This is a genomic window from Methanosarcina vacuolata Z-761 (genome assembly GCF_000969905.1).
Classification (GTDB): domain Archaea; phylum Halobacteriota; class Methanosarcinia; order Methanosarcinales; family Methanosarcinaceae; genus Methanosarcina; species Methanosarcina vacuolata.
This window is the reverse complement of record NZ_CP009520.1, coordinates 2,572,903-2,585,252: the sequence shown is the minus strand read 5'-3', so window position 1 is coordinate 2,585,252 and position 12,350 is coordinate 2,572,903. Positions and strand designations below refer to the sequence as shown.

14 protein-coding genes and 1 pseudogene are annotated in these 12,350 nt (G+C 43.1%); 13 read left to right on the top strand and 2 right to left on the bottom strand.

Annotated elements, in window-relative coordinates; genetic code table 11:
* Position 1 precedes the first annotated feature (1 nt).
* Together MSVAZ_RS10715 and MSVAZ_RS10710 are read right to left on the bottom strand one after the other, a co-directional pair.
* The gene (locus tag MSVAZ_RS10715; protein ID WP_048120849.1) at positions 2-808 is read right to left on the bottom strand and encodes a bifunctional fructose-bisphosphatase/inositol-phosphate phosphatase; all 807 of its coding nucleotides are present in this window, start codon (positions 806-808) and stop codon (positions 2-4) included.
* A 230-nt stretch (positions 809-1,038) separates the two neighbouring features.
* Positions 1,039-2,055 carry a type II glyceraldehyde-3-phosphate dehydrogenase gene (locus tag MSVAZ_RS10710; RefSeq protein WP_048120845.1) on the bottom strand — a complete coding sequence of 339 codons (1,017 nt, stop codon included), beginning with the start codon at positions 2,053-2,055 and terminating at the stop codon, positions 1,039-1,041.
* Positions 2,056-2,636: 581 nt separating this feature from the next.
* Here MSVAZ_RS10710 and MSVAZ_RS20350 point away from each other — a divergent pair.
* From MSVAZ_RS20350 to MSVAZ_RS18890, 13 genes and pseudogenes are all read left to right on the top strand, one after another.
* Complete coding sequence (locus MSVAZ_RS20350) at positions 2,637-2,774, top strand: hypothetical protein (protein ID WP_157206070.1); 138 nt, start codon at positions 2,637-2,639, stop codon at positions 2,772-2,774.
* Between the two features lie 110 nt (positions 2,775-2,884).
* Positions 2,885-3,422 (top strand): annotated as a pseudogene (locus MSVAZ_RS19555) (transposase).
* Between the two features lie 416 nt (positions 3,423-3,838).
* Positions 3,839-4,618, top strand: a complete 780-nt coding sequence (locus MSVAZ_RS10705; RefSeq protein ID WP_269746769.1) for a hypothetical protein — start codon at positions 3,839-3,841, stop codon at positions 4,616-4,618.
* A 47-nt stretch (positions 4,619-4,665) separates the two neighbouring features.
* On the top strand, positions 4,666-5,355 hold the full coding sequence (locus tag MSVAZ_RS10700) for an ATP synthase beta subunit C-terminal domain-containing protein (protein ID WP_332310047.1): 690 nt from the start codon (positions 4,666-4,668) through the stop codon (positions 5,353-5,355).
* Positions 5,352-5,786, top strand: coding sequence for a F0F1 ATP synthase subunit epsilon (locus MSVAZ_RS10695; RefSeq protein WP_232316064.1), 435 nt, complete (start codon positions 5,352-5,354; stop codon positions 5,784-5,786). Before MSVAZ_RS10700 ends, MSVAZ_RS10695 begins: the two co-directional genes overlap by 4 nt.
* A complete protein-coding gene (locus tag MSVAZ_RS10690; protein ID WP_048120843.1) occupies positions 5,779-6,117 on the top strand; it encodes an AtpZ/AtpI family protein in 339 nt (112 codons plus the stop codon). Before MSVAZ_RS10695 ends, MSVAZ_RS10690 begins: the two co-directional genes overlap by 8 nt.
* Positions 6,110-6,424, top strand: a complete 315-nt coding sequence (locus MSVAZ_RS10685) for an N-ATPase subunit AtpR (RefSeq protein ID WP_048120841.1) — start codon at positions 6,110-6,112, stop codon at positions 6,422-6,424. Before MSVAZ_RS10690 ends, MSVAZ_RS10685 begins: the two co-directional genes overlap by 8 nt.
* Positions 6,414-7,103 carry a F0F1 ATP synthase subunit A gene (locus tag MSVAZ_RS10680; RefSeq protein ID WP_048120840.1) on the top strand — a complete coding sequence of 230 codons (690 nt, stop codon included), beginning with the start codon at positions 6,414-6,416 and terminating at the stop codon, positions 7,101-7,103. The genes MSVAZ_RS10685 and MSVAZ_RS10680 overlap by 11 nt, the downstream gene beginning before the upstream one ends.
* A gap of 37 nt (positions 7,104-7,140) precedes the next feature.
* Positions 7,141-7,416, top strand: a complete 276-nt coding sequence (locus MSVAZ_RS10675) for a F0F1 ATP synthase subunit C (RefSeq protein WP_197078757.1) — start codon at positions 7,141-7,143, stop codon at positions 7,414-7,416.
* A 19-nt stretch (positions 7,417-7,435) separates the two neighbouring features.
* A complete protein-coding gene (locus tag MSVAZ_RS10670) occupies positions 7,436-8,458 on the top strand; it encodes a F0F1 ATP synthase subunit B family protein (RefSeq protein WP_048120838.1) in 1,023 nt (340 codons plus the stop codon).
* A 107-nt stretch (positions 8,459-8,565) separates the two neighbouring features.
* A complete protein-coding gene (locus MSVAZ_RS10665; RefSeq protein WP_048120837.1) occupies positions 8,566-10,284 on the top strand; it encodes an alternate F1F0 ATPase, F1 subunit alpha in 1,719 nt (572 codons plus the stop codon).
* A complete protein-coding gene (locus MSVAZ_RS10660; RefSeq protein WP_048120835.1) occupies positions 10,281-11,186 on the top strand; it encodes a F0F1 ATP synthase subunit gamma in 906 nt (301 codons plus the stop codon). The genes MSVAZ_RS10665 and MSVAZ_RS10660 overlap by 4 nt, the downstream gene beginning before the upstream one ends.
* A gap of 285 nt (positions 11,187-11,471) precedes the next feature.
* Positions 11,472-12,332 carry a DUF2726 domain-containing protein gene (locus tag MSVAZ_RS18890; RefSeq protein WP_052727951.1) on the top strand — a complete coding sequence of 287 codons (861 nt, stop codon included), beginning with the start codon at positions 11,472-11,474 and terminating at the stop codon, positions 12,330-12,332.
* Positions 12,333-12,350: the final 18 nt, after the last annotated feature.

Here is a 12,350-nt window from a genome sequence, read left to right as displayed (position 1 = left end):
CTTATCCTCCGAAGAGTAATTCTAAAAGCTTTTCATGCACGTGTCCGTTGGACGCAATCATTTCCACTCTTGAAGTAACATTATCAGGAAGTCTTAAAGAGTTTCCGTATCCGTCTGTAACAAGCCCGCCCGCTTCGGCCAGAATCAACTGCCCTGCAGCCACGTCAGTCACACGCAAAGCATTTCGGACGTCAACAAAAGCATCAAGTCGGCCTGAGGCTACATAACACAACTCGAGAGCTACACTCCCGAATAACCTCACCCTCCTGACGCTACTGTATATCTTTCGGGTTCTTTCTATATTTTGCCGGTAACCATAAACACTGACGCACAATTTCATCAGATCCGAGTTAACGGAAGCTTTTATTTTTTTTCCGTTAAGGTAAGCCCCTTTTCCAGCTTCTGCGTAGTATTCCTCGCGTAATGCAAGGTTACTCACATACCCGAACCTGAGGTCTGAAAGGTCATGAGAAGAAACGGCTAGAGAAACACTATAAAATGGAATTCCTACTGCGGAATTATATGTCCCATCAAGCGGGTCTAGAACAACAGAAAACTCAGGTGAATCCCCTAAAATAAGTTCGCCAAGCTCTTCACTGATAATTCTCATGGACCTGCCGTCTTCTTTAAGGACTTCAACGATAGCGTCCTCTGCTGCAAGGTCTATTCTGGTAGTCGGAGTACCATCGGCTCCCATACAAACAAAACTGCCTGCAGCATCAGTACCTGCAAGATCACAGATAGAATCTGATGCGGCTTTAAAAGCCTCTCGAGATAATTTCAAAAATCCTGAATTTGTTGAATTCATGTCTTAGCCATTTTTTCCAATTAAAAGTTCCAAATCTTATTTTCTTCATTCAAAAGATAAGGATTTCGAATTTTCGGTCTTTGAGGTAGTAAGAGATACAATGCAAAATATATAATTTATGTATGGAATTTCTGGGTCCAAGAAATCCAGTTCCAGATATTCAGGTTGAATATCCAGAAACAGTCAAAGCCGGAGTCTATATAAACTTAGATTCCGGCACCTTATTTTTATTACTTTTTATTCAGGCCAATAGCCTTATTTGTCTTTTCAATTGACTTTGCACCGTCGCTTTCAAGTTCCATCATGGCCCTTATAGCATCCACGTTTTCCGGAACTACAATAGATTCCTGATGGACAGCCTGGAAGAAATAAAGCTCCTTGTCCTCTACAGTTATTGATTCAGGCCAGATGCAGTTCTCCCACATATCATTTCTGGGGCGCTTCATATCCCTGGCAAATTCTATAATTTCTGCTGTAGACGACATACCCAGTCCCACGAAACGGATTCTTGGCTGGGAACCAAAGATGTTTTTAACATCATCTACAGTGCAGTCCTTCTCAACTTCCATATTCACGGTGTGCACGTGCATCAGAGTTGTTGGGATCTTCAGAGCTGCACTTGTAATATTAATCTGTGGAAGCACACTTTTTACATCAGGCCCGTGGTGGGACGGAAGCTTGATTGGGTCGGGTACGATTGCATTAATTGGCCCTTTCTTTACATCATTAGGATCGGTTGCCCTCCTTGCAAGAACTACCCTGACCTTTTTTACCCCCAGTTCTTTGTCTATCGGGTAAATGGCCCTGCAAAGAGCTGTAGTATTGCATGAGACTACCCTGACCAGGTCGCGGCCCACAGCCTGCTCGTAATTGCAAATCGCGTTAAATGAGAAACCTGCAAGTGAATGATCTTCGCCGCCCTGCCAGATTGCCTTTACCCCGGCTTTTTCATACAGAGGCTTGTTTCCTTCACCGATTCCTCCGGGCGTACAGTCTACAACCAGGTCAGCCTTTTCGACCATTTCTTCAATTGTGCCGGCTGCAGGCATCCCGGCTTTCTCAAAAGCTCCGAGATTTGCAGCTGGGGCATATATGTCATATCCTAGCTGATGAGCCACTGCAGCCTCATAGTTCGGCTTTGTTTTGGAAATTCCGACAACTTCCATGTCATCCTGAGCCCTAACGGCATCTGCAACTCTTTTTCCTATGGTTCCATAACCATTTACTGCGATTTTTGCTTTAACCATTTTATCCAATCCTTTTTAATCCTATTATTTTCTAATTTTCTAAATATAATTTAACTCATTTATTTTTATACTTATTAATGTGCAAAAGTTAATGCCAGCCCAATGATAAAAATCAACTGTTGGTCAGAAATTTCTGTCTCCAAAAAAAATTTTATTCCATAGTTACGTAACCATTTACTGAGATTTTTGCTTTACCATTTCATCCAATTCCGTTTAATCCTATTCTATCCAAATTGATATATAGCCTAAATCACCGAAAATTTAAATTTAGCCGGATATCGTAATTCTGGACAGGGGATTACATAAGTCTAGAGTGTAGGCATAAATTTAAAGTGTATCCCGAGATTATAACTTTTTCTATAATCTTGGCCAGTTTGTCGAAAACTCTCCTACACATAATCCAAGATATTGCTTTAGCAGGCTTTCTTCGAATGTCTTGACTTAAGTCTGTATCTGGTATCCTGGAACACAGAGTTATAGGTAAAGTCAGATAAATGCTTTTCCGAGATATCTTATCAATTAAAGAAACTATAAGACAGATTCCTAAATTCTAGAGCTTACAGACCCTTTTCCGAGAGGTTATGCCTGAAAAACAAGTAGGAAAGGAAAAAGACGATAAAGGCAGAAAAAAGGAAACGAAGGCAGAAAAAAAGAGAGAAAGACAGAAAAAAGGAGAGGAAGACAGAAAAAGGGAGCGAAAATCAGAAAAAAGGAGATAAAGATAAAATGACTCTTTGTTGATTAATATATGCAAGTTATTATACTGAAACTATTATATAAACAAGTATCATATTATTTAGTACAGATAACTGCATGAGTTTGATATCCCATTTCTGAAAAAGCATTTGAAATACTTTTGAATGTCAAAGAACCTTGGCAAATAACCAATACTGAATTTGATTTAACATCTGAAAAACTTAATATTTGGCTTGATTTTAAACGTGGTCCCAAATTTCCCTGTCCTAAGTGTGAAACCAAACTGCTCAGCTTATGATACTAAGGAAAAAGTGTTACGGCACATTAACTACTTTCAATATTCTGCATATTTACACTGTAGAATTCCAGGAATAAGTTGTAGTAATTGTGGAGTTCTCTAAATAAAAGTTCCATGGGCTCGCGAAAAATGGTATTTTTGGGCAACTCATAGCAGATTAAAGGCAATAATTGAGGTTGCTAAAACCATTAAAAGTCATTGGGATGGAATTCTAAACTACTTTGATTCCAGGGTCACTAACGGAGTTGTGGAAGGTATTAACAGTATTGTACAGTTGATAAACAGAAATGCAAGAGGGTATCGAAACACCAAGTATTTTATTACTATGATTTATCTAAAATCAGGAAAGTTATATTTCAAACTACCCCTATGAAATGAAGAAGAGCCAAAAACATAAATCGAATAAAGAGAGACCATCTTATATTTCGCGAGAAATATAAAAAAGATATTAGAGTCAAATTAATATATTGAAATGATATATTTCTTTATGGAAAAAGGGAAACAAAGTAATAAAAAATTCCTGGTAAAATGGGGTATATAAAAATGGGGTATATAAGGCACTGTAATGACACTGTAAAGACACTATGAAGACACTGTAATGATTTCATTATAAAAACAATAATTGAAAATCGATTCAATTCCATGTTTTCTTTAGCGTTTCCTGATCACTGTGGACTTTGTGAATGAGGCAGTCGGAGTTTTCATTACATTCTTAGTTCTTATGACCCAGGTCTCAGGAAAAGGGAACTCCAAAACTGAATATGATGCAAGCTTGGGGGAGCTGTTAAATTGGCAAATAGAAGGCCCTTGAATCTCGGGACGGTCATCTCGGTGCGCGGCAGCATTGTAGATGTATTGTTCGAGAAGCACCTGCCACCTGTATATACGCTGCTACGCGCAAGAAAGGAAAGCCAGATTGCCATAGAGGTTTTGACCCAGCTTGACGCTCATCGTGTCCGCGGAATTGCTCTGACACCTACCGAAGGTCTTGCTCGAGGCATGGCAGTGGAAGATACGGGTGGGCCTTTGAAAGCGCCTGTTGGTAGGGAAATCCTTTCGCGAATGTTTGATGTGTTTGGAAATACCATAGACCGCAGGCAACCTCTGTCTGATATCCAGTGGCGCTCAATCCATCAGACTCCGCCACCGCTGATGCGTCGATCCACCACGTCTGAAATCTTCGAGACTGGAATCAAAGCTATAGATGTGCTGGTACCTCTTGAACGCGGAGGTAAAGCGGGCTTATTCGGAGGAGCGGGCGTTGGAAAGACAGTATTGCTAACCGAGATGATTCATAACGTAGTCAAACAACACCAGGGAGTGAGCATATTTTGTGGAATAGGCGAGCGTTGTCGAGAAGGGGAAGAACTTTATCGTGATATGAAAGACGCGGGTGTGCTTCCGAATACGGTTATGGTATTCGGCCAGATGAACGAGCCACCAGGCGCCCGTTTTCGTGTAGGGCATACGGCGCTGACAATGGCAGAGTACTTCAGGGACGACGAACACCGGGATGTGCTGCTGCTTATAGATAATATGGCTCTTCGCTATTCTGTATGGATAAGATAATTTTCAACTCAAGACTGCATTGGTTTTCATGAGAATATTATGAGAATATCCACACAAAACAACGAAGAGCCGATAATATTTTCAGGTTTATTCAGGCCGGTTCCGAAGTATCCGGCTTGATGGGGCAGATGCCTTCACGCCTTGGATATCAGCCGACATTGGGAACTGAATTATCCGAGTTAGAAGAGCGCATATCTACCACCGATGCCGGAGCCATAATGTCGATTCAGGCTGTGTATGTGCCTGCTGATGATTTCACTGACCCTTCGGCTGTGCATACATTCTCACATCTCTCGGCATCAATTGTCCTTTCTCGCAAGAGAGCAAGCGAGGGGCTTTATCCGGCTATTGACCCTTTGCAGTCAAACTCCAAAATGGCCACACCTGGCATTATTGGTGAAAGGCATTATCGCCTGGCCCAGGAAATCAGGCAGACGCTTGCGCAATACTCAGAACTCAAGGATATTATCTCAATGCTTGGCCTGGAGCAGCTATCGCCTGAGGACCGCAATGTGGTAGCCCGCGCTCGCCGCCTGGAACGTTTCCTGACGCAGCCGTTTTTCACCACTGAACAGTTCACAGGTATTAAAGGCAAATCCGTCAGTCTTTCAGATGCGCTCGACGGCTGCGAACGTATCTTGCGTGATGAATTCAAAGACTACCCTGAAGGCGACCTTTACATGATCGGAACAATTGACGAAGCAATAGCCAAAAAATCAAGCCGGGAAAAATCATGAATTCAGAACTCATGAACGCAGGAATCATAAATTCAAGACTTATTAATCTTACGATTCTTCTGCCTTTCCAGGTCTTTGCCGAAAAAAAAGGCGTATCACGCATAGTCGCAGAGGGCCGCGAGGGCTCATTTGGGCTCTTGCCACACCGACTCGATTGTGTCGCGGCTCTGGAGCCTGGAATTCTAACATACGAAACCGAATCCGAGGGCGAGATTTATGTGGCAGTCGATGAAGGCGTACTCATCAAGACCGGTCAGGATGTACTTGTCTCTGTACGTGATGCCATTTTCGGGACAGACTTAAGCCAATTACAAGAGGCTGTAGAGAAAGAGTTTTTGACTTTAGATGAAAACGAGCAAAAAATTCGTTCGGTAATGGTAAAATTGGAAACCGGGCTTATACGCCGCTTAGCGGAGTTTCGAAATGTCTGACAAACTATCAGAGAAACCTTTGGAGGATGAATCACCTCTGGCCCGTCAGGTTGGGACAAAAGCTGAACGCAAACTCAGGGCGCAACGTCATGTGGACAGGACTATCTGGCTTGGTTTAGGCATGATGGGACTCATAGGCTGGTCGGTAGCAATTCCAACTTTAATTGGGGCTGCAATCGGGCTCTGGTTAGATAAACACTATCCAGAAAGCTTTTCCTGGACACTCACGATGCTGATCATCGGCCTTTTTATCGGCTGCTTGAATGCATGGCACTGGGTAACCAAAGAGCGCCAGAAAATGCAGGAGGAACAGGAGGATTACAATGAATGAAATATTGAATCTTGTCTTGTCTCTGATAGCTGGTTTTCTGCTCGGAGCTGTTTTCTTCGGCGGGCTCTGGTGGACGGTTCGGAAGGGACTTTCATCCAGAAAGCCCGCGTTCTGGTTCCTCGGCAGCCTGTTGATACGGACCAGCATTGTCATAGCTGGACTCTACTTCGTCTCGGATAGCCATTGGGAGAGATTGCTAACATGCCTGTTTGGGTTTTTTGTTATGCGCCATATAATAGTCAGGCTTACCAGACTGCCAGATGAAGACTCAAACCAATTGACAAAGGAGGCCAGTAATGCGACTTAGCCCTGATGAGCTGATTTTCTGGCAGTACGGCTTTATCAAACTCAATGCCACGATTGTATACACCTGGGGACTTATGCTGGTAATGGTAGTTGGTTCAAAAATCATTACCAGCAAACTCTCTACTGGTCTGGAACGTTCCCGCTGGCAAAATATTCTGGAAATTATTGTCACAGGCATCCTGGAACAAATTGAGGACGTTGGCCTGGACCAGCCAAGAAAGTATCTAGGCTTTTTGGGCACGGTCTTCCTGTTAATCGCCGTAGCCAATCTCTGCATCATAATTCCAGGCTATGAACCGCCAACAGGATCTCTCTCTACTACGGCTGCTCTTGCATTATGTGTGTTTGTAGCCGTGCCACTTTTCGGTATCGAAGAACAGGGAGTTGGTAACTACCTTAAGACGTACACAGAGCCGACAATAATCATGCTGCCATTTAATATTATAAGTGAAATCTCCCGCACGTTAGCTCTTGCAATCCGTCTGTTCGGCAATATTATGAGCGGCTCGATGATCGTTGCCATTTTGCTTACCATCACACCGTTCATCTTTCCGGATCTCATGATAGCACTTGGTCTGCTCGTTGGTATGGTGCAGGCCTATATATTCAGTATCCTGGCTACGGTTTACATTACTGCCGCCACGAGGACCAGCAAATCCAGAAGTGAAACTGGACAATAAGAACTGAATAGCAATTCTAACAATGGAAGGAAAAACTATGGCTTTGGACACCTATACAACCATAATCGCGGTGGCATCAATCGCCACTTCTGGTATCACAATAGGTATTGGGGTTATCGGACCCGCAATTGGTGAAGGGCGAGCTGTTGCGACGGCCCTGAGCTCACTGGCACAGCAACCCGACGCTTCGGCGACCATTACCAGGACGCTGTTCGTTGGCCTTGCTATGATTGAGTCTCTGTCTATCTATTGTTTCGTTGTCTCAATGATTCTCATTTTTGCCAACCCGTTCTGGAACCGTGCACTTGCCTGAAATAAAGAGGAAATAGCCTATGCTAATCGATTGGTTCACCGTCATTGCGCAGGTGATCAACTTCCTCATCCTGGTGTGGTTGTTGAAGCGTTTTCTTTACAAACCGATACTCAATGCAGTCGACGCACGCGAGAAGAAGGTCGCAGATGAACTTAAGAATGCGGATGCAAAAGAAGCAGAAGCTCAAAAAGAGAAAGAAGAATTCAAGCGTAAGAACGAAGAGTTCGACCAGCAGCACAATGCTCTCATGAACAAGGCAAAGGAAGAAGCACAGGCCGAACGTCAGCGGCTTTTCGAAGATGTGAGGGAGGAAGCCTCCGATTTGAGAGCAAAACAACAGGAGGCATTAAGGAACGAAGGACAGAACTTAAGTCAGGAAATCGGCCGCCGGACACAACAGGAAGTATTTAACATAGCTCAAAAAGTACTGACCGATCTGGCTGAAACCAGTCTGGAAGAACGCACAGTTAACGTGTTTGTTCAAAGGCTGCGCAATCTGAAAGATAATGAAAAGAAGCAGTTAGCCTCAGCGCTCAGTACATCACCAGGTCAGGTGCTCATCCGTACTGCATTTGATCTTCCACAAACACAGCGTGATTCTATTAAAAAGGCGATTAAAGAAACTCTTGGTATAGAAATTCAACTCAGGTTTGAGACTGCACCAGACCTTGTCAGTGGTATCGAATTAAACACAGACGGACAAAAAGTTGCGTGGAGCATTGCGGATTATCTTACATCGATGCAAAAAATTATAGACGAACTGCTGAAAGAACAGCCTGAGAGTAAAGCCAAACCCAAACCTCAAACCAAAAATAATAAACCCAGATCGGAAAACGAATTCGAGGCTGAAAAGGAGCCTGAGGCTGAGACTAATAAACCCAGATCGAAAACTGAATCCAAAATTGAAAACAGACCTGAAACTGATTCTAATGCCCGGATCGAAAAAGAGTCAGAGACTGAACAAGAGCCTGATGCAAAACAAGATTCAGAGTTTAAACAAGAGTCAGAGACTGAACAAGAACTTGATGCAAAAAAAGTCTGAGGCTAAGCAAGAGTCAGAGTTTAAACATCAATCTGGAACTAAGTCCGAATCTGTGGCTAAGCAGGAGATTAATCCCAAACCAGAGCCTACATGAAGAGCCAGTTAACATGGAACCTAAAAGTCTTAAAGACGTTTTCGACAAAGTTTTTACCGAAATACATCAGGCCAGGGAATCAGTGACCCCTACGCTCATCCCTCAGGAGGTGGGCAGAATTTTGACAGTTTCAACAGGTATCGCAAATGTATCTGGCCTCCCTACTGTGGGTTTTGATGAACTTATAAAGTTTCCAGGGGATTTGTTTGGGATCGCGTTTAATGTTGATGAAAAAGAAATCGGTACCGTTTTACTGGGTGAATACTCACATCTGCATGCTGGAGATCAGGTTGAACGCACTGGACGGGTTATGGATATTGCCGTAGGCGAAGAATTGCTTGGACGAGTTATTGACCCGCTAGGCCGTCCACTTGATAATAAAGGACCAATAGTTTCCAGTAAACGCTTGCCTATTGAACGGCACAGTCCTGCAATTATGGATCGAGCTCCTGTTACCGTGCCTCTCCAGACCGGTGTTAAAGTTATTGATGCGTTAATCCCAATAGGACGCGGTCAGAGAGAATTGATTTTAGGGGACCGCCAGACTGGCAAAACTGCAATTGCAATCGATACTATTCTCAACCAGCGCAATTTTAACGTCCTGTGCGTTTATTGTGCCATTGGCCAGCGTGCATCAGCAGTTGCCAGAGCAGTGGCAAACTTACGGGAAAGGGGCGCAATGGATTACACGATTGTTGTTGTAACTGAAGGCAATGACCCGTCAGGGTTAATCTATATCGCTCCTTACGCTGCGACCAGCATTGCAGAGTATTTTATGGAAGCAGGTCGAGACGTGCTGATTGTTTACGATGACTTAACCAATCACGCACGCGCCTATCGAGAACTTTCTCTTTTACTTCGTCGGCCTCCGGGACGGGAAGCATATCCTGGCGATATCTTTTATATTCATTCACGACTGCTGGAGCGGTCTACGCACCTGCTCAAAGAACTTGGTGGCGGATCACTAACTGCTCTCCCCATTATCGAAACCGAAGCGCAGAATATTTCCGCCTATATTCCAACTAATCTGATTTCAATTACGGATGGGCAGATTTACCTCTCACCTTCGCTTTTTGAATTGGGTGTGCTGCCTGCAGTTGATGTTGGCAAATCCGTTTCCCGAGTCGGCGGTAAAGCACAGCTTGCTGCCTATAGAGCAGTGGCTGGAGACCTCAAGCTTGCCTATTCACAATTTGAAGAACTCGAAGCGTTTACCCGGTTCGGTGCAAGACTAGATGAAAATACACGAAAGCTCATTGATCATGGGAGACGGATCCGTGCCCTTCTGAAGCAGCCTCAGAACTCTCCTGTACCCGTGCCAGATCAGATTGTTATCCTTGTTGCATTGAACTCAAAACTCTTCGATAATGTGCCACTTGACAAAATGGTGGAGGCTGAAAGCTCCCTGCGCAAGGCAGTACCAGATATTCCTGCAGACGTGCGCGATCGGTTCAAAGGCGACAAAGAATTGAGCGACGAGGACCGTGAAACTATCCTTGATATTGCCCGTAAAGCACTGGAACCTTACCAGCCAAACCCTGAATCCAAACCGAAGCCGGAAGCTAAAACTGAAGAGAAAACTGAGTCAAAAACCCAAACTAAGGGTAAACCCGAGCCAGGAACTAAAACCGACGAAAAAACTGATTTAGGGGCCGAAACTGAGGAAAAATTAAGTAAGTCCGAAGCCCAGACTAAAAGCAAGTCCGAGCCGGAGGCTCAGGATAAATCATGACCGAAAACACTCAGAGTCTGCGTACAAAGATTGATAGGGCAAAAGATCTTCAGTCTGTCGTCCGCACGATGAAAGCCCTGGCAGCTTCGAATATAGGGCAATATGAAAAATCAGTTATTGCGTTATCTGACTATTATCACACAGTAGAAATGGGTTTGGGCTTATGTTTCAGGAAAATTGCACTCATGCCAGCTCCGCAAGAAGGAAAAGGACAAAAGAATACACGCTTTATAGGGGCTGTCGTTTTCGGTTCAGATCAGGGACTTGTGGGTCAGTTTAATGATATAATTACCGGTCATGCGGTCAGGGAACTGAAAGCTTTGCCAGGTAAAGCTCAGGTCTGGGCTGTAGGAGAGCGTGTTTATTCGCGCCTGACAGACGAGGGCCTGGCGCCGATCGGGCTTTTTAATGTACCAAACTCGGTTAAGGCAATTACCCCTCTTATAGCGCAAATTCTTGTGGAAAATGAGAAACTACGCAGCCAGGATGAAGATGCCGAACTCTATCTATATTACAACCGCCACAAAACCAGAGTTACCTACGAACCGGTTAGCCAGCGGTTGCTGCCATTTGATGAAACCTGGAGAGATGACCTGACCAAACTTTCCTGGCCAACCAAAAACTTGCTGCCTGAGGTAATTGGCGATATCACAGAGACCTTACGGGCACTCATCCGCGAGTACCTTTTCGTTTCGCTTTTTAGGGCATGTGCCGAGTCCCTTGCAAGTGAAAATTCTAGTCGACTGGCAGCAATGCAACGTGCCGATAAAAACATTGAGGAGCTGCTTAATAATCTCAGTGGAGAATACTACCGTGTGCGCCAGAGCGGCATTGATGAAGAGCTGTTTGAAGTCGTGTCAGGTTTTGAAGCTCTGTCCAGGTCCCATGGATCTCATCGGTGAAAAAGACTACCAATAATACCTGATACTTTGAATTAAAAAAACTACTCAGTCAGTATATTGTCAAGTTATAAGCGCACAATTGAATATTACTATTTCTATTTATTCAAACCTGTAGGAACTATGGTTTATACTGCTTGGTATAGACCTAGAACAGAAAAAGCGTTACCGTGAACATGCACACGTTTTGCTCACACATAAGTGCCCGTGTGTGATTATATGGGCATGTGTATTGCAGATAGAAATAAATCAAAAAGCATTTACGTTACTTACTTCATGAAAACTGTGATGGAAATTGGAAATTATCGCCTAAAGAGAATATTAAATGAGCCAGAAGAAGTAACTAATAAAATACTAAATGATGTCACAAGTAAATATGAAGCAAGTGTACATACTAAAATTAGAGTTGCAGATGTGCTTGAAATAAGAAACAGTGGACTACATGACAATGAATATAAATATGCGTTAATGGCTCATTTTGATTTTTTAGTCACTGATAAAGATCATATACCAAAGTTTGCAGTTGAATTTGATGGATTGCAGCATAAAACCGATGCGTCAGCAATTCGTAGGGATGAGTTAAAAAACAGTATTTGTTGTAAATTTGACTTGCCTCTTCTAAGGATAACGTCAGCATATTTTGAGAAAATAGGACGATTCCCAACAATATTGAGCTGGATTACCGAACTTTATTTTTTACAGGAAATTTTCTACAATGCGAAAGACAAAGGACAAATTCCTCCCGATGAGCCTTGGATGTGGTTTAGTGTAGTTGGTTATGACCCAGTTGTCCGTTATAGAGTATTTATCGAAAAAGCCTATGAGAAAGGTTTATGCTGCGATCCATTGATAGGGTTTATGTCTGGGCGTTCTAAAGATAGTAAATCTTATGCCACTCTATCTATACTAAAACTCCAAAATGACAAATACATAATCGACTCAGTGGAATGTCTTGCAATAAACTACTTTGCAATACCAGCACGTGAAATTGCGACCGAAATTTCAGCTTACAATATATATAAAGAATTTAAAAAATATCTTGAAAGATATAAAATTAATATTTCTACACATGATGAAATATCAAAAAAGCAAAGGGACTTTATAAAGCAACATAAGCTATGCGCCTATAACCTCCAACTAATAGAATAATGCTCCCGAATGCGATAC